Origin of the sequence: Stieleria marina (assembly GCA_007741555.1) — a bacterium.
Lineage (GTDB): Bacteria > Planctomycetota > Planctomycetia > Pirellulales > Pirellulaceae > K23-9.
Genome location: CP036526.1, coordinates 3275961 through 3294769 on the forward strand (window position 1 = coordinate 3275961; position 18809 = coordinate 3294769).

11 protein-coding genes are annotated in these 18809 nt (G+C 55.5%); 4 read left to right on the forward strand and 7 right to left on the reverse strand.

Going from position 1 to position 18809, the window contains the following annotated elements; translation table 11 throughout:
* Positions 1–88 precede the first annotated feature (88 nt).
* On the reverse strand, positions 89–2914 hold the full coding sequence (gene uvrA / locus K239x_RS11380) for an excinuclease ABC subunit UvrA (RefSeq protein ID WP_145418007.1): 2826 nt from the start codon (positions 2912–2914) through the stop codon (positions 89–91).
* Positions 2915–3135: 221 nt separating this feature from the next.
* Between uvrA and ligA the strand changes: the two genes are divergently transcribed.
* The gene (ligA, locus tag K239x_RS11385) at positions 3136–5196 is read left to right on the forward strand and encodes an NAD-dependent DNA ligase LigA (RefSeq protein ID WP_145418009.1); all 2061 of its coding nucleotides are present in this window, start codon (positions 3136–3138) and stop codon (positions 5194–5196) included.
* A gap of 253 nt (positions 5197–5449) precedes the next feature.
* Positions 5450–6607 (forward strand): DNA-processing protein DprA, encoded by a 1158-nt coding sequence (gene dprA / locus K239x_RS11390; protein ID WP_419189941.1) that lies wholly within the window; start codon positions 5450–5452, stop codon positions 6605–6607.
* 9 nt (positions 6608–6616) lie between these two features.
* Here dprA and lptB read toward each other — a convergent pair whose 3' ends face one another.
* Both lptB and lepB read right to left on the reverse strand, forming a co-directional pair.
* Positions 6617–7546 carry an LPS export ABC transporter ATP-binding protein gene (gene lptB / locus K239x_RS11395; RefSeq protein WP_419189942.1) on the reverse strand — a complete coding sequence of 310 codons (930 nt, stop codon included), beginning with the start codon at positions 7544–7546 and terminating at the stop codon, positions 6617–6619.
* 43 nt (positions 7547–7589) lie between these two features.
* The gene (gene lepB / locus K239x_RS11400; RefSeq protein WP_419189943.1) at positions 7590–9662 is read right to left on the reverse strand and encodes a signal peptidase I; all 2073 of its coding nucleotides are present in this window, start codon (positions 9660–9662) and stop codon (positions 7590–7592) included.
* A 368-nt stretch (positions 9663–10030) separates the two neighbouring features.
* On the opposite strand from lepB, the gene K239x_RS11405 reads away from it, so the two are divergent.
* On the forward strand, positions 10031–11959 hold the full coding sequence (locus K239x_RS11405; RefSeq protein WP_145418013.1) for a tetratricopeptide repeat protein: 1929 nt from the start codon (positions 10031–10033) through the stop codon (positions 11957–11959).
* Between the two features lie 61 nt (positions 11960–12020).
* Entirely contained in the window at positions 12021–13298 is a 1278-nt protein-coding gene (locus K239x_RS11410) for an outer membrane protein assembly factor BamB family protein (RefSeq protein WP_145418015.1), read from the forward strand.
* 56 nt (positions 13299–13354) lie between these two features.
* Here the strand turns inward: K239x_RS11410 and K239x_RS11415 are convergent, their stop codons facing one another.
* The 4 genes from K239x_RS11415 to K239x_RS11430 form a co-directional block, all read right to left on the reverse strand.
* Complete coding sequence (locus K239x_RS11415) at positions 13355–14026, reverse strand: class I SAM-dependent methyltransferase (protein ID WP_145418017.1); 672 nt, start codon at positions 14024–14026, stop codon at positions 13355–13357.
* Positions 14027–14175: 149 nt separating this feature from the next.
* Positions 14176–15552 (reverse strand): sulfatase, encoded by a 1377-nt coding sequence (locus K239x_RS11420; RefSeq protein ID WP_145418019.1) that lies wholly within the window; start codon positions 15550–15552, stop codon positions 14176–14178.
* 75 nt (positions 15553–15627) lie between these two features.
* Positions 15628–17097 (reverse strand): sulfatase family protein, encoded by a 1470-nt coding sequence (locus K239x_RS11425; RefSeq protein WP_145418021.1) that lies wholly within the window; start codon positions 17095–17097, stop codon positions 15628–15630.
* Between the two features lie 189 nt (positions 17098–17286).
* Positions 17287–18669, reverse strand: coding sequence for a sulfatase family protein (locus K239x_RS11430; RefSeq protein ID WP_419190081.1), 1383 nt, complete (start codon positions 18667–18669; stop codon positions 17287–17289).
* Between the last annotated feature and the right edge of the window lie 140 nt (positions 18670–18809).

Here is an 18809-nt window from a genome sequence, read left to right on the forward strand (position 1 = left end):
GGCCATCGCCAACACGCTGCACGGCCAGCGCGCGTGGGGCGGGGGCCATCGCGAATAGTTGGCGGGGCCAGTTTAACCTACGACCTGCTCAGTATCGGGCAAAAGCAGCTTTTAGAACGTCGCCCGTCCTGCTGTTCTTCGCTTTCGCAATGTCCTTGGGAGGACCCTGGGCGACGATTTTCCCGCCATCTTCAGCGGCTCCGGGGCCCAAATCGATGATGTAGTCCGCTGCCTGCATGAGCAGCGAATTGTGTTCGACGACGATCAGAGCGTGGCCGTCCGCCAATAGAGCGTCAAAGCAATCGACGAGGCGGACGATGTCTGCGAAGTGCAGCCCGGTGGTCGGTTCGTCCAAAATGAAGAGTGTGCGACGTCGTTTACTGGACGCCAGAAAGGCCGCCAGTTTCAGCCGTTGGCCTTCACCGCTGGAGAGTGTTGTGGCAGGTTGACCCAATGCGATGTATTCCAGCCCGACGTCGATCAGCCGTTTCAAGCGTGCTTGAACTTTGACCTGTCCCCGAAAAAACGTAAAGGCTTCGCGAACCGTCATTTGCAAAACATCGGCAATGTTGCGATCACGAAAACGAACATCCAATATCTCGTCACGATAGCGCGTGCCGCGACAGCTGGGGCACGTCATCGAAACGTTGGCAAGGAATTGCATGTCGACTTCCAACGCACCAGCTCCTTCGCACTGTTCGCACTGGCCCTTGGCGCTGTTGAACGTGAAGTGACCGGCCGTGAAATTACGAGCGCGTGCTTCCACGCTGTCGGCGAACACTTTGCGAATCGGATCAAACGCTTTGACGTACGTAACCGGACAGCTTCGAGCGCTACGACTGATGGGTGACTGATCGATTAACAAACAGTCATCAAACTGGCTCAGTCCCCCAATCGATTGGTAGGGCAACGGCTTGGCTGCCTGCCGTAGTTTTTCCTGCTTAATGGCTTCAAAGAGCGTGTCCTGGACCAGACTGCTTTTACCGCTGCCCGAAACACCCGTGACCAAGCAAAGCACTCCCAGCGGAAAATCGATGTCGATGGATTGCAGATTGTGGCCTGACGCACCGCGCAGCTTCAGTGTTCCGCGCGGCGTGCGCGGCTCATGATCGCGAAGTGTCCAGCCTCGTTCGCCCGATAAAAATTGCCCGGTCAAACTGTCCTTGCTGCGCAGCATCTGCTTCGGCGTTCCCTCGAAAGAAACTTCGCCACCCGCCGTGCCTGCGCCAGGACCGATTTCGATCACGCGATCGGCCAGTTTGATCAGTGCTTCGTCGTGTTCGACCACAATCACGGTGTTGCCACGATCTCGCAATTCAATGATCGCTTCGGCCAACGGCTGCACATCCGACGCGTGCAGCCCCGCAGTTGGTTCGTCCAGTACATACAGCATGTTGACCAGGCTACTGCCAAGAGCTGATGTGAGCGCGACCCTTTGTGTTTCGCCGCCCGAGAGCGTTCGCAGGGTTCGGTCGAGCTGCAGATAGCCCAGCCCGACCGTTTGCAGAAAACCAATCCGGTCGCGTATCTGAGAGAGCGGCTCGGCGGCCACCTTTTTCTCTCGTGCTTTCAATTTCAATTTGGCAAAGAACGCGTCCGCTTCATCGGCCTGCATGTGCAGGCAATCGGCGATGTTGTGTTCGCCAATGCGATAGGCCAAAGCTTCCGGCTTGAAGCGTTTTCCGTTGCACTGCTGACAGGTCCGGTAGCTGCGGAAACGCGAAGCAAAGATGCGAACGTGCATTTTGTATTTCTTGCGGTCCAGCCAAGCAAAGAATCCGTCCAAGCCACCGAAGTTTCGTTCGGGCACACCATTTTGGATCAATTTCAGGTGCTTCTTTTTAAGCTTGGAATATGGCACGTCGACGGGCAGGTCGTAATCGCCGGCCAGTTCAAGCAATTCGTCCAATTCATGGCTATACGCCGGTGTGCTCCACGCCGCGATGGCTCCTTCAGCAAGCGAGAGCGATTTGTCAGGAACGACCAAGTCCATGTCGACGTCGACAATGTCGCCAAAGCCTTCGCACGCCGGACACGCACCCAGCGGATTGTTGAAATTGAATAATCGTGGGACAGGATCGGGAAAATCCAAATCGCAGTTGTCACAGCGACGATCGCGGCTGAGTCGGCGGTAATTCCAGACTCGCCCGTCAACCTCCATTGGTTTGGTTGGCGAATCACTGCTGCTTTCCGAAAGTACGACCGCTTTGCCATGGCCTTCGTGCATCGCGGTTTCCAGCGATTCGGTCAATCGCGTCAGTTCGACGTCCGGTCCGATTCGGTCGACTAAGATCATGCACTCGATGCCTTTACGACCGACCTTTTTCGCCAAAGAAGTTCGGTCCGAATCGGAAAGGTGAAATGTTTCGCCGCCGACAATCAGCCGAACGTAGCCGTCTTGTTGCAGTCCCAACAAGATTTCGCTGGCAGCTTTGCGGTCGGGCAACCAAACCGGAAAACCGATCATCGCCCGTCCGCTTTTCGCCTCGAACATTTCCTTGGCGACCACCGACGGGTCATCGCTGTGAACTTCCGCCCCACAGCTGTAGCACACCAGTCGGCTGGCTTTGGCGAACAAGAGACGTAAGTGATCCGCGATCTCGGTGCTGGTTCCCACCGTGCTGCGGTTGGTTTTGGACCCTCCCGCACGCGTCACGGCGATCGCTGGCGGAATGCCAATGATCTCGTCGCAGTCGGGTTTGTCTAACCGTTGCAGAAACTGCCGCGTGTACGCAGAGAAACTCTCGATGTAACAACGCTGGCCTTCGGCGTACAACGTGTCGAGCGCCAGTGAGGTCTTGCCGCTGCCCGACAATCCGCAGATCGCGACCAGTTGACCACGCGGAATGTCGACACTGATGCTCTGCAGATTGTGAACTCGACAGCCGCGGACGGAGATGACGTCTGGTTTCAACGGAGCTGGATGCTTAAGTGGAAGGACAAAATGGGCGGAGGCGTAGCGTGATGCTGAGGATTGTAGTGTGATGCTAAGGATTTTTACCGCACAGAGGAAGCATCATCTGATTTTGCCTGTTTTGCTGCATCAAAGATCGGTTGCCGATTCCGCATCAACACGAGACGATGAGGCACCTGAAAAACGCACCAATTTAGCCGTCACCAACACCCGCTGACGAAATGCCAACGACTCCAGCCAGCCAACGTGTCAACGAACTTCGCGACGAGATCCGTCGTTTGGATCATTTGTACTACGTCCAAGCGACTCCGGCGGTCAGCGATTTAGAATACGACAAACTGCTGGCCGAACTGAAACAGCTGGAAGACGATCACCCATCGCTTCGGTCATCGGATTCGCCGACTCAGCGAATCGGCGATGCGCCGGTGGAGCACTTAGTTCAAGTGCCGCACAACGCGCCGATGCTTTCGATCGACAACACGTACAGCCGCGAAGAACTGCAAGCGTATTTTGATCGGACCGAAAAAGCTCTCGAGGGCGAGCAAATTCAGTGGGTCATGGAGTACAAGATTGACGGAGTGGCAGCTTCGATCCGCTATGAAGACGGGGCCATGTCGCTGGCTCTGACGCGTGGCAACGGCTCAGTCGGTGACGACATCACGCACAACATTCGAACGATTCGCGATCTGCCGCTACGCATGTCCGGAGATACCGCGCCCAAGGTTTTGGAGGTCCGTGGGGAAGTCTACATGACCAACGCCGATTTGGCCGATTTGAACCTTCGCCAAGCGCAGGCCGGTGCAGAGCCCTACAAGAACACACGCAATGTTACGGCGGGAACGATTCGTTTGTTGGACCCCGCAATCGCAGCGGAACGCAACTTGCGATTCTTTTGCCACGGAAACGGCACCGTCGATGGCCTGAAAGCCAAAGATCACATGGCGTTTTTGAAAGAGGTCGGCCAGTTGGGCATTCCTCCCACGCCCGAAGTCCAGTTGTTCAAGGATTCGAAGTCCGCGATGAAGGCGATCGCGGAATTGGAAGACAGCGGGATGCCGGATCTTTCGTTTGAAGTGGACGGGATCGTGTTCAAGGTCAATGACTTCGATCAGCGTGAACGACTGGGAATTCGGAGCAAGAGTCCCCGCTGGCTAATCGCCTACAAGTTCGAACGCTACGAAGCCGTGACGACGTTGCAGTCGATCAGCGTGCAGGTCGGCAAAACGGGCACGATCACGCCGGTCGCCCATTTGACGCCGGTCGAAATCGCAGAAACAACCGTGTCGCGTGCTTCGCTGCACAACAAGGACGAGATCGAACGATTGGATGTCCGGGAAGGCGATACGGTGGTGGTCGAAAAGGCCGGCAAAATCATCCCCAAGGTCGTTCGCGTCGAAAAACACAAACGAAAAGGCGATCTGCCTGCTTTTGAGTTTCCGACGCATTGCCCGGAATGTGATTCGATCCTGGAACGTGACGAAGGCGGTGTTTACATCCGCTGTGCCAATCCGAAATGCCCGGCGCAGCTGAAGCAACGGCTGATCTATTTTGGCTCACGCCCCGGAATGGACATCGACGGGTTGGGAGAAGAGTTCGTGGATCTTTTGGTCGGTCGCGGTTTGGTGAGTGGTTACCGTGACTTGTATCAATTGGAAATCAAACAGATCGCCGATCTGAACTGGATCAAACAACGCAAAGGCAAAGACGGCGCGTTGATTGATGTGCAGGTGGGGCTCCGCAACGCTAAAAAACTGATTGCCGGAATCGACGAAAGTCGCGGGCGCGGATTAGCTCGCGTGTTGTCATCGATTTCGATTCGCCACGTGGGGCCCCGAGTTGCCAAGTTGATCACAGCGAAATTCAATACGCTGGAAAAGCTACGCGGCGCATCGATTGAGGACTTGGCAGACATCCACGAAATCGGCGACGCGATTGGAAAGAGTCTTCATCATTTCCTTAACAGCGAATATGGAATTGCCACGATGGACGACTTGGCCGCCGCGGGCGTGGATTTGACGGACCCGGAACCGGTGGTTGACCCTGACGGTAGGTTGTTGGAGGGCAAAAAGCTGGTGGTCACGGGAACGTTGCAGTACTACAAACGTGAAGAAATCAAAAAACTGATCGAAGACCTTGGCGGCCGCGCATCCAGCAGTGTCAGTAAGAGCACGGACTTTTTGGTGGCTGGGGAAAAAGCTGGCAGCAAACTGGCGAAAGCTACCGAAATGGGCGTCCAGGTTCTTACCGAAAAAGAATTCCGGCAGATGGTTGCTGGCGATTGATGCAAAGCGTGCTGGGCGTTTACCGGCTTAGGGGGCGTGGTGTTTGTCGCCACAGATCGTCCTGATGAACGCAGGCAAGACGTAGGGAATGCCTAGCTTGGGCAAAGCATCAAACTGGCGTGTCGGTACAGCGTTTGACGGCAGCAATTTGACGAGCGTCCAGGCGCAACGACATACTCTTACCAGGGCGTCTTTGCTCTTTGCGAAAAAATATCGTCGCAGTCGTCGATTCAAACCACAGGAAGCTCTTTCGATGGATCACTCGCTCTCCGAGGCTTCTGGAGATTCGCCGCCGCTTTCTGCCGACGTCAGCCCGGACAGAACCGCGACGATCATGTTGGCGATGTTGCCAAAAATCGGACCGCGAACCTTGGTGGCACTGCTAGATCATTTCGGCAGCGCGCAAGCGGTATTGGCGGCACCCGGTCCCGCTTTGGCTCAGGTTCCCGGAGTCGGCCCCAAGTTGATTCATACGATTCGAACGGCCCACCATCATGTTGATCTGGAGGGGCTGTTGAAGTGGTGCGATGAAAACGATTCGGAGATTTTGGTGCAAGGAACATCGCAGTATCCTGCGCGGTTAAATGATCTGCCTGATGCGCCGCCCATGCTTTTTGTGCGTGGCGACATCACGACCGATGATCAACTGGCGGTGGCGATTGTCGGCACGCGGCACGCAACGCATTACGGGCTGAAACAGGCGGAGCGTTTTGGATACGCGTTGGCGAAAGCCGGGGTGACCGTTGTTAGTGGTTTGGCGCGTGGAATTGATGCGGCAGCACACAATGGTGCTCTCAATGCAGGCGGCAGGACGTTGGCGGTGCTGGGCAGCGGGCTCGGCCAAATCTATCCCAGCGAACACGAAGGGCTGGCAAAGGCGGTCGCCGCCGACGGTGCGGTGGTTAGTGAGTACGCGCCAGATGCAAAACCGCGCGGCGGGATGTTTCCGCAACGCAATCGTTTGATCGCTGGTTTGTCGTTGGCCACCCTGGTTGTCGAAGCACCCGATCGCAGCGGAGCTTTGATTACAGCGCGAATGGCTGGCGAGCAGGGCCGTGAGGTTTTGGCTTTGCCCGGCAATGTGACAAGTCGCGCCTCACGCGGTTGCAATCAGTTGATTCGCGACGGAGCGACCTTAGTGCAAACGGTCGACGATATCCTGGAGTCGCTTGGTCCGATGCGAGAATCGGTGACGACATCGGACGGCCATCAAGTGCGCAACGCTTCGGAGCTGAAGCTGAACGAGATCGAGCGCACTGTCTTAGAAGCGATCGATGCCGAAAGTACTCCGATCGATCAAGTCATCGCTCGGAGCGGACAAGCGACCCATCGTGTAATCGCGACCATCAGCGTGCTAGAAATGCGTCGGCTTGTTCGACGATTAAGCGGTCAGTACGTCTCGCGAATCTAGCCAAGCCGCTTAAACATCCGTGACGCGTGTCGGTCGTTTCAGCTTGGGTTGTTCCAAAGCAATTTTCTGTCCTCGACCACCTGCTTGCAGCGCCGCGCGACGCTCTTCGTCGTTTCGGAAGTGCGGTCGCGGTACAACGGGATGCGGTGCAGCTGGCTGCGGTGCGGTTAGATGAGTAGGTCGCATTGTTGCGCCCTCCAAATCCCCCAAGTATTCCTCGCGAACCGTCGGGTGCTGCTTCACCTCTTCGGGCGGCCCCTGCACCAACACTTGGCCTTTGAAAATCACATAGCAACGATCGACCGTGCCAAGGATTTCTCGGGCGGCGTGGTCGGTGATCAAAACACTGATCTTGTTATCGCGCAGCTGTTGGATCACCCCTTGGATCGATTGCACGGTGACCGGGTCGATCCCCGCAAACGGTTCGTCCAGCATCACGATCTTTGGATCGGACACCAAGCAGCGTGCGATTTCCAGGCGGCGTCGTTCTCCGCCGCTCAAGCCGGCCGCTTTGCTTTTGCGGATGTGAGTGATGTTGAATTCTTCTAGCAGTTCTTCGGTGCGACGCTTGCGTGTTTTGCGATCGGCACCCAGAAGTTCCAGCAGTGACGAAATGTTCTGCTCGACTGTCAGCTTTTTAAAGACACTGGGCTCCTGAGGCAGGTAACCCATGTGGCCGTCGCGTGCGCGGCGAAACATCGGCCAGTCCGTCACATCTCTGCCATCCAAGAACACGCTGCCGCGGTCCGGTTCCACCATGCCACACATCATCCGAAAACTGGTTGATTTGCCGGCACCATTGGGACCCAGCAAACCAACGATTTCGGATTGGCCGACGTGTAGATTCACGCCGTCGACAACGCGGCGGCGACCGTACGTTTTCTGAAGACCGACGGCTTCCAAAATCGGCAGTGTATCGTCGTGGTTCGATTCAATCATTCTATTGAGATCCTTCTCGTTTACTGAGTGGCCAACGGCGCGATCAGCGAATCAATTTGAAGCGTTTAAGGTTAGGCGTCATCGGAACAGGCGCATCCCACGGGTGTGGCCAAAAGACCAGCAGAGCCTTGCCGACCAACAAATCGCGCGGGACATAGTCGGCTTCGGACCACGTGTAGGCATGTTCGCTGATGCGTGGCGGTAACCCGTGACCCAATTTCGTATTGGCCCAACAGCGAGCATCCAGACTGGCAGGGCTGTTGTCACCCATCGGAAAGAACTGGTCTTCTTCCATCGTAAACGACACACTGCGGCGTGCTTGCCAGATGGCTAGGTCGCCCCACACGTCGGGTTGAGTAAACAGGGTTTGGATTTCACGTTCGGACAATCCCCCACCACCTAGTCGACGGTTGACTTCCATGTTGTAGTCCAGCATTTCGCCGCTGCCAGTCTTTGTCGCGATGTAGTACTTATCGCGATCGACTCGTAAACGATGAATCGTTCCTTTGCCGCCTTGCAGTGCAATGCCGACAGGAGCCGCGTCCAGTGGGTGCTTGCCAGCTGCGTAATGCGGGAAATCCGTTTCCGGTGTCAGGAACGACTCGGAATTGTAGGTCGTGGGCGTATCAAAACTGATCAAATCATCGTCGACCCACAGCAGCAGTTGGTCGTCGCAATTGCTGAAACGTATTTGATGTTTGGAACCCGCTAGCAGCGACGTGCTGGCTGTCGCCGAGACGTTGGACGTGCCATCGGCATCGCTGAACGAGAGCGACTCGCCGTCCCGGTTGATGGTCAGCGTGGCCACTCCGGTGCTGAGATCGACGTGACACTGAAACTGAATTCCGGCTTCGACCAGTTCCAGAATTAGGGATTTACAATCGGCCGCAGGTTCGACTTCTGTTTCGCATATCAGGTCTCCGACCCAGTGCATGCCGTCGAGGCCCAAGTTGTACTGGCTTGCTCCGTAAGTCGCTTCGCGTCCAAACTGGTCAGGCGATTCCCCCGATTGGTAGTCCGGATTGAATTCTACTGCGTCGCCTACGAACACTCGTTTGACGGTGCCGGCCATCCCTGACACCAGCCCGGCGATGCCGCCTCGTCCAGGACGGCGCTGCCCCGGTGCCAGGTCATAGACATACGGCGTAGGGACTTGGACAAAGCTATTGTAGGCGTAGAAGTCCGTGATCAAACGGCTGGAATACGGATCCACCACAGCAAGGCTTTCGCCTCGATCAGCCGCTTGCCACTGATCGGGCGAGGGCCAGCGATGAAAATAACGCAGCCACTCGGGTTGATCGGTTGCAGCAACGGTCGCCTGAAAACCGTCCGCATCGCGTTTGATTTGCCACGAATCAGTCGTTGGCTGGCTAGCGTTCTGACGCCACGGTTGCCATCTGCTGGGGTAGTCGGATTTGATCAGTGTTGCGGATTGAAAATCGGTGTCGTAAACGTGATGACGCATTGCCAGTAGTTTTTCGGCCGGCTTGCGAATGATCGCGTCACTTTGTTCGTCCGCATCCAGATCGCGTCGGTACACGTCGCCGTGGTGAACCGTCAGCGTTTCTTCGGGGAGCCCAACCAACCGTTTGATGTAGTTTTGTTTTGGATTGCCCGGGAATTTAAAAACGATCACATCGAAGCGTTCCGGATCCGCCAGCGCGTACGCAAACTTGCTGACCAAGATTCGATCGCCGTTAAACGTCTGGTGCGCTGCATTGTTGGCCAGATCCATTGCGTTGACGTGACGACAGTTTGGACAAACGCCACCGATGACGGTATTGCTCATCCGGTTTTCGTAACGCTCTAAGCTGGCACCCACTGGGAAATTCTGTTCGCAGCGATCGCAGAACAGATCTTTGTGGGCACCCATCAGCGTCGGTGCCATCGAACCGGTCGGAATCACGAACGCTTCGGCAATGAAGGCGCGAAACAGCAGCGCCAAGATAAACGCCACCACCAACGCTTCGGCGGTCTCTCGCATGCCTTCGGTGCGAATCTTTTCTGCTCGAATCACGCCGGGGCCACGCAAGTCCGGCTCCGCCGCGGCTTCGATATTGGAAGACGCGTCCGTCGTGCTGGTCGAAGCTTTCTTCTTTGATTTGTCGCGGTTCATGGAGGCTTGGTCGCTCTGGAAGCCTGGCGGCGATCCGAAGCAGGTAGGGGAAACGAGAGAAAATGGGAAAACAGCCGGTCGCATCGTAGCTGTTTTGCCCTACTTGCGAAACTTCGATCTAAACACGCCGATCTTGGCAAACTAGGCGGTATTTGGGGCGAATGAGCCCGAAGCCCAGTTCTGCTTGGCGGGCAAATGCAAAGTCTTGGCGGCGGCATCGATCGCAGCAGAGCAACAATTTCGTGAAACTGCCATCGCTCGGGCATTCGCTGCCGCGGATCGGTTTTGACACCGGGCTAGGATTTGGGAAGATACTGATGTGAAAGACCACGTCCGCCTCTCGATTTTTCTTTGGCTGAACACTCCGAATGTGCCCCCATCTGCTCCCAAACGCACCCGTTTCCAAACAGAACGGCTCGATCATTCCTTTCACCAATCAGATTTTTGACCGCAGCCATCGATCGCGTGTCTGGATTTTCTTGTTGCTGGCGTTTTGCTGGACGGTTTCGATTGATGCGCCATGTCTTGCGCAGGACGTCGTCGACAGCGGCGAAGTTTCGGCGCTGATCGATCAGCTGGGGGATGACAGTTACGTCATTCGAACGCAGGCAAAAGAAAAATTGCAGCAGTTGGGGCTGGAGGCCTTTGAAGAACTGCAAGCGGCTCAGTTTCATCCCGACAGCGAAATCGTTTCGGCCGCTCGATTCCTGATCAACAGCTTTTTAGTCAGTTGGTCCAAGGAAACGGATCCCGCCGAAGTACGCGCCGCATTGTTTGAATACAGCGCTCAAGATATTGACGAACGAGGGAGTCGAATTCAGCGGATTGCCGCGTTGCCGGATCGCCAAGGCGTTGACGCTCTGGTTCGCGTGGCTCGCTACGATCCGGAGCCCTCGCTCAACCGCCAAGCCGCTCTGGCGCTGATGCAGCAACCGATGAGCCCTAACGTGACGGAATGCCGGCGGCAGGCTGAAATGATCAGACAGGTGCTCGGCAAATCAGATCGACAGTCTTCGCAATGGTTGCGCGTGTATGCCCAAGATCTTCAGGATCAATCCTATTCAGTGGATCCCTGGCGAAAGCTGATCAAACAACAGCGCCGCGAAATCGATGCCAATACTTCGCAGCAGACCACTCGAGCGTCGGTGTTGTCACTGGTGCGAACCTGCGCGGGACGCGCCGCCGAAATGGGCGAGCGGGATGAAGCGATTTCGATTTCGAATCAGAACATCGATCTTATTCCACCGACGACACGCGATTTGGTCGAAGCCTGCAATTGGGCCAGCGACACACGGTTGCACGAATTTGTACTGGAATTGCAACAAGCAAACTCGCGACTGTTTTCTGGGCATCCTCGTTTGCTTTACGGAGCCGCCGAGGCAAAGTTGGTTGGTGGGAACGATGCGGAGGCGGACAAACTGGCGACGCAGGCGTTGGCGATTCGGGCTTTCCCAAAAACAGAGAAGGACAAAGAAAAACTGTCCGATGATGATATCGACGGCATCGCGCAGGCACACCTGTTACTCGCCCAGGAGCTGCTTGAACGCGGACTGTTTGACTGGGCCGAGGGAGAGTATCAATCGATCCTGGACGGTGTTGAAGTGACGTCCGTTACCGGTGCTCGAACACGGCGTTACATGTCCGAAATGATCGGCGAACTTCTGCGTCACAAAGATGCCATTGCGATCTTGGAACCTTTGGTGGATCGGGTGCGCAAAGACGACCTGCTTCGCAAGCGACTCAATGCAAGTTACGTCCGACTGGCATTTATGGAAGGTAAGCTGGAGTTTCATCGTGCAATGGTCGCCAAAGGGGACGGCCAGATGGAACAGGCGCGGCTGCTGTTGAAGCAATCCTTTGATACCTACCCCGATAACGTGGATGTTCTGATCGAAATGTATCGGACCGAAGGAGACGAGGATTGGAAGGGGATGGTCGAGCGATTGGTCCGCTTCCGAACCCAACAAGTTGATGCGAGCGTCAGAGAGAAAGAAAATCTTCACAGACGATTTGGGAAACAACTGGGGTCGACGGAGCTTCTCTCGCAGTACCTAAACGAATACGCTTGGTTGGTTTCCAACACGACGGGCGATTACGAAAAAGCACTTGCAGCCAGCAAACGATCGCTGGAGCTGATGCCCGATGATGCTGCCATGTTGGATACCCTTGCACGATGCTATCTGGCGCTGGGGCGGTATGAGGAAGCGGCCGAAGCTCAGCAGCGTGCGTTGGATTTGATGCCTCATTCGCCTCCCATGGTGCGTCAGATGAAAGAAATTCAATCCCTTCTGGAATAGCTCGCTCTGCGTCGGTCGCTTTGCTGTCAGCCATTTCTCTTGTGACGAAACACTCTCCTCCATGCCACCGATCTTGTCTCATTTAAATCGACGCTGCTGTTCCGCCATTTTTGTTGCCTGCGTTGTGTCGGGCACTTTGATTGCCGAAGACTGGCGTCGCTGGCGTGGTCCTACACTGGATAATCATGCGCCGAATTCCGCGGTCGATGCGGTTCCGCTTACCTGGAGTGAATCCGAAAACCTGCTTTGGCGACAGCCCGTTCCCGGCCAAGGTCATGCGACGCCGATTGTGGTCGACGATGCCATCTTTGTACTGACCCACGAACCGGCCGCAGGAACGATCTCGCTGCTGAAATATCGTCTGGGTGATGGCAGTCCGATTGGAAAGGTCGCGCTGCACCAGGGCGTGGTGCCGCCGAGATACTTGCACAAAAAGAACACCTGCGCATCAAGCACTCCGTCCAGCGATGGAAACACTGTTTTCGTGGTCGCTGAAGTAAATCAAGCAATCGTCGCCACGGCGATTTCCACGGCGGGCAAGATTCTTTGGCAAACTCCCGTCGCTCCGTATCGAGCCGGCAAAGGGTGGTTTGGATTTGGATCGTCACTGCTATTGCTTGACGATTCGATCGTCATTGCGGTGGATGTCGACAATGACGATCGAGGTTTGTTTTGCTTGTCCAAGAAAACGGGGAAGCAAATTTGGAAGGCGCCGCGTCCGGTCACGGCAAGTTACGGCACTCCCATCCTGGCGAAGCTCAACGGCACGCCGCAGATTTTGATGAGTGGAGGCTACCAAGTCACGTCATACCAACCCAAAACGGGCCGGCCTCTTTGGAGCGTCGATGCGACCAGCCGAACAACTTGTGCGACGATGGTCTGGAGTAACGACATGGTTTTTGTAAGCGGTAGCTACCCCGATCCAGGGACGTATGGAATCAGCCTGGCGGGAAAGTCGGCCAAGGTTGCTTGGGACAACAAAGTCAAATGCTACGAACAATCGATGCTGATGGTCGGTGACTATTTGTATGGCATCGCGGACAACGGTGTCGCGTATTGCTGGCGCTCAGCTGATGGACAGGAAATGTGGAAACAGCGTTTGCAGGGACCATTTAGCGCTTCGCCCTTGTTGATAGGTGACCGGATTTACGCGTCCAACGAGCGCGGCAAAACCTACGTCTACCGAGCGTCGCCGGACGCCTTTGACCTGCTCTCTGAAAACAAGCTTGGCGACAGTTCCTTTGCTTCACCAATCTACGCCGGCGGCAAATTGATTTTGCGTCACGCGACTACCGGCGGCAATCAGCGCACCGAGTTCTTGGTTGGCATTGGCAAATAGAGTGGGAGGCGAGTGAGTCGTTTCCGCCAAGCCATTGATTCGCTGTGAAGCGGTGTCTAGCCAGCAGGTCGGACCGCTCGCGTTGCGATGAACGTCGCGATCTTTTCTGACAAGGGATCATCGCCGCCCCAGCGGTCTTCCATCAGATCGGTCAGCTGAAATCCTGCTTCGAGCTGCCCACCGAGCAGGTCGGCTAACGTATGTCCAAAATCGATCGGCCTTTCGGGGCCAAGTGTTACGTCGCGTTCTTCGGCTGGCAAATCCAGGTCGCTGTACGGAATCTTGTGCTTGACGACGAATTCCCCGCGATCCATGGCCGGGGCGTCAAACAGGTAGTTGATCGGATTGATCACTCCGGCAACCAAGCGGCCGCCGTTCTTGAGCACACGAAATGCTTCTCGCCAGACAGGCAGTACGTCCGGGCAAAAGTTGGTCGAGCAAGGGTTGATGATTAGATCGAATGTTTGATCTGCAAAACAACTCAGGTCACGCATGTCGCCGATAACCGTGTCGATGGCAAGATTGTTTTCGTCAGCGACACGGGTGTCGATGGCCAGTTGTTGTTCGCTCAAGTCAAACACGGTCACGTTCGCTCCCGCCGCCGCCAATATGGGGCCCTGGTGTCCGCCGCCGCCGGCCAAGCAAAGCACGTTTTGGTTTGCGACGTCGCCGATCCATTCTCTAGGAATTGGCTGCGTGCCCGTCAATCGAATCGACCAATCGCCCATGCGGGCCGCCTGAATCGTCGCAGCATCAACAGGTCCAAACCACCGTGCTTTGGAAGTGGCGATGTTGTTCCAGGCGACACGGTTAAATTCTGTTTCGTCGATCGTACTGACCTTAAGGGGAAAGTCGTTGTGCTAAACACCAAATTCAATCACTGCACGCCCGAGTATTGATCAACACCCATTTCGATCTCCCACTGCGCAAGCTTGGATCGCAACGCGTCAACTCGCTCTGTCTCTAAGTCCGAAAGATCGTTTGCTTCGCTACTGTCGACAGCGATATTGAACAGATCGAGCCTGCCGCTTCGATAGGCCAGTAGTTTCCAGTCGCCGTCGCGAACGGACGCGTAGAGGTCTTGGTACGCCCGATAGCCAAAGATTGGTTTGCCGCGATCCAGCGTGCTGTTATTGTGAATGGTCGGAACCAACGAAACTCCATCCAAGTTTTCATGCCGAGTTGGATTCCCACCCGCCATCTGAACGAATGTGGGGAACAGGTCGGTTGATTGCACAATGCTGTGGTTCTTTGAATTCGGCTTTGTCACGCCTGGCCAATGCACGATCAGCGGCACTCTGGCACCGCCTTCGCAAAGCGTGTCGATTCGCTTGGTGCCGCGGAACGGTGGGTTCGCGTACCAGCTACCTTGATCCGACAGAAAGATCACGATCGTGTCTTTTGCGATTCCTTTCTCGTCAATGGCGGTGCGGATGCGGCCCACTGATTCGTCAACCGCTTTGATCTGGGCTGCGTAGATCGCGTCGGTTTTGGAGTACCCTAAAGACAAAAAGTGCTGGAGCAAATCGTCACGCCCGACCGGTGGTCGATGGACATTGTAGTACCACATCGAAATCATAAACGGTTGGTCGCCATCGTACTTGCGTATAAAGTCGACCGTTTCGTCGGTCAATCTGTCCGTTAAATAGCCTCCTTTTTCATCCCCCAGCACATCGGAGTTTTTGAAAAACGGTGGCAGGTAACTCTTGGGGTGTCCGGCATTGGTCGTCCCGATTTGTCGATCAAACCCTTGCTCGATCGGGTGATACGCTTCGTGTCCCAGATGCCATTTGCCGACAAACAAACTGTAGTAATCGTATGCACTTAAGGCTTCGGCGTACGTTGTGTATTCCAGCTTCAGCCAATTCGGGCAGGGGAACTTTGCCGGGTCGGTGTCCCAAAGATTGAACTCCTTGTTGGTACGTCCGAATTTGTCAAAGCCGTTTTGGGCGTCGTTCGGAATGTGCCTGACAAATTTCATTCGCGCGGGATGCAGGCCCGTCACCAGCGTGGCACGACTCGGGCTGCAAGTCGGCGATGCGATGTAGCACTGTTCAAAACTTAGTGATTCAGCGGCCAGCTGATCGATGTGGGGTGTTTCAAATTTGTCGTTCCGAAACCCGACATCGGTCCATCCCAAATCATCGACAAACAGCAAAACGATATTGGGTTGTTCGGCCGCAAACACGTCGCCACACCAGCCTGCGCAAAGCAACGCGAGAACGGCAAGAAGTTCTTTGGAGAATCGATTCATCGCAGCGTCTACTTGATCGGGAGTTTGCTCGGTAACTGTGCGGCCACCTAGCTTTGAACGGGCCTATGTCGCAATTCAGTTTTTGTCGTGAATGCCAAGTTCAGTCTCCCACCATTTCAAATAGTCGGCATCCGAAATGTCGGGATCGAGTCCTCGGCTCTTCATTTTGTTGACATACCATTTTCGTTTGCTGGCCATCAGCTTTTTCATGTCCACGAACGTGCTCTCATCAATTCGTCCATGGTCGTCTGACGAGACGATCCACTTATCGACCGTCGACCGAAGTTTTGCGAGTGCGGAGGCGTGCTGAGGATCGCTTGCCAAGTTGTTCATCTCGAACGGGTCCGCCTTCAAGTCGTACAGTTCTTCTTCTGGCCGGGTCTGCGCCATGAACGGTGAATCCCATTTGCCTTCGGCGTGCAAAACTTTCATTACGGTTTCGACTGGGTACGACAACTTCTTGTAGCTACTCCGTTGCATGTACGGCAGTTCGGGGTGAAAGTTGCGAATGTATTTCAGGTCCTTTGTCCGTGCACTTCGGATTCGGTCCGGAGCGTCACCGCAACGGTCCCGGGCTGCAAAAAGAATCTCATGCCCAGTCCAATCAGCGGCGAGCAAATCGACCCCGGGTAGCTTGGGGATTTCTGCGCCAGCGACCGCCAGGGTTGTCGGCATCAGGTCCAGTAGCGATGTCAGCTGGTCCTTTACCGCTCCTGCCCCGACTCTGCCGGGCCAGCGAATAATCAAAGGCACGTGCAAACCACCTTCGTAAAGCCATTGTTTGCCGCGTACGTGCGGGCGGCCGTGGTCCCCGAAGAACATCACGATCGTGTTGTCGGACAGGCCTTCCGCATCCAGTCGGTCCAAGATTGCACCGACCTTACGATCCAGGGCTTCGATGCTGGCCATGTAGTTGGACCAGTCCGCTCGCGTGACCGGATGGTCGGGGTAGTACGGTGGAATCGGAGCGTCGTTGTATTCTTTGTCACGCGAAATGAACTGTCGATGCGGTTCTTTGATCTGGATTTGAGCAAAAAACGGCTGGTCCTTGGGGCGCTGGGACCAATCGATGCCGTCGAAAAATTCGCTTGATTTGTAGACGAAATTGAGATGCGATTTGGCCGTCTTGCGGTCGTCAGCGATGCCGCGGCCATTGCAAACAAAGTAGCCCGCCTTTTGCATCAGCCCGGTCACGGTCGGTGTGCTATCGGGCAACTCGGGTTTGACGCGCGTGTCGTGGTGGTGCCCACCGACGGTCGTCTGGTACTGGCCCGTCTGAAACGCGGTTCGCGACGCCGAGCATACCGGCGCGGTGGAAAACGCGCGGGTGTATCGAGTTCCCGCAGTAGCAAGCCGGTCAATGTTGGGTGTATGGACTCCGGGATAACCGTAGCAGCTCAGCTCGGGGCTAAGATCGTCGGAGATGATCCAGACTACGTTCGGCTGTGCGGCGACCGCTGAGGAATGAAAGCCGGCGAGAACCATCATGACGCTGCTGGCGAACACGAAAAAGGCTAGGCGATAGGGAGCGAGGAAATGATTCATCGGAGTGCAGAGACGTGCTTGTGATCTTGAATGAAGGAAATGTTCGAGCGGTCGCTGGTTTGTTCGATTTGTAACCGACGGTCAGATCCAGCTGCGGCCATACGGATGCTTTTCTGGGTTTAGCACCGTTGGAAATCGACCGGCCAAAACCGGTTGCTTAGTTGGTTGCCGGATTGGGCACGATTGGGATTAGTACTTTCCGTTGGTTCCAAACATCGTCTTCTTTGACGGTCGGGGACGAATTCGCACACTGTGATCGGGTTCTCCGGTGACGCGGTCAAATTCGTCAGGCGTCCGGCGACTGGGTAAATAATCGCCTGTGCGAGTGGTCCAGTCTTCGAGAGCTTTGGTGAGGAGTTTTCGAGTAGAAGCGTAAGCTGGGTCATCGATACGGTTTCGCAGTTCTCCCGGGTCGCGGGCCAAGTCGAATAGTTCCCACTTGGGGCGTGGTGACCTGAAACAAGCTTTCTGTTGCTCGCTAAGCTTTCCGTCGCGATTAAGCCGGAGCATGTCCTGCCAGCTGAGTCCTCGGCCTGCATCGGCCGACGGGGTGGATGCCAAATCCGGATAGTCATTGCGGATCAGTTTGAATTGGGACGTCATCACGCAACGCCCGTGGTCTTCGTAGTCGTGCCAATGATCTTCGGCAAACGCATAGTCACGGTGAGTCCGGCCAGGGTGTGTCAGGATGTCGGCAAAGCTGCTGCCTTCATTGGCGATCGAATCGACATCGACGCCGGCGAGTTCCAAAAAGGTCGCACCAATATCGACGGCGCTGACAAGTGCTTCTGTGTTTTCACCCGCCTTGACCTTGGCTGGCCAACGCACAATCCAGGGCGTGCGAATTCCTCCGTCATACAACGTCGTTTTGTCACGAGGAAATGGGCGGCCGTTGTCGCTGATGAAAAGAATCATCGTATTGTCGTCGGCATTCTGTTCTTTCAGTTTAGCAACGACTTTACCGACGTTGGTATCGAGTCGACCGATCTCGTCGTAGTACAGACGCAGGTCTTCGCGGACGTCAGCGGTGTCGGGTAGGTGCGGCGGAACAATGACATCGTCGACTGTGTGTGGAGGGTCCAGCGCTCCTTCGGTGTACTCGCGATGCGGATCCAACGCGGCCAACCAAAGCATGAATGGCTTGTCCCGCGGACGTTGGTCGATGGCGTTCTCCCAGTCTTCGCATCCGCTGGGTTGAGCGGCGACCATTTTTGCGGGCTCGCCATTTTTTCCCGAAGGCAACACAAATCCGGCGGTGGAAGCTTCGTAGATCCGATCAAAATGTCCCTTCACTGCATCGCCAAGATGCCACTTGCCTGCCGCAGCGGTGTAGTAACCGGATCGTTTCAATTCGCCTGCAAACGTTTTTGAATTCTCCGGCAACGGCCAATGCAATTGTTCTGCGCCGGTGTTGTGCGGATATTTGCCCGTCAAGATGCTCGACCGAGATGGGCTGCAGGAATTGGTGGTCAGATACGCGTGTTCGAAACACAGTCCTTCCTTGGCCAAGCGATCAATGTTGGGCGTTCGAATTGCGGGATGTCCGTAAGCCCCACAGTCATCCCAGTTCATATCGTCCGCGATGATCAGCACCAAGTTCGGCCGTGCCTGCCTGTTCGCTTGGTTGGGAGCGGGGTTCTGTGCGTGGGAAATATTTGCGAATGCCACGCAAACAAAAAGCAGTAGCAAGCTGAAATAGCGGGTTGGCATGA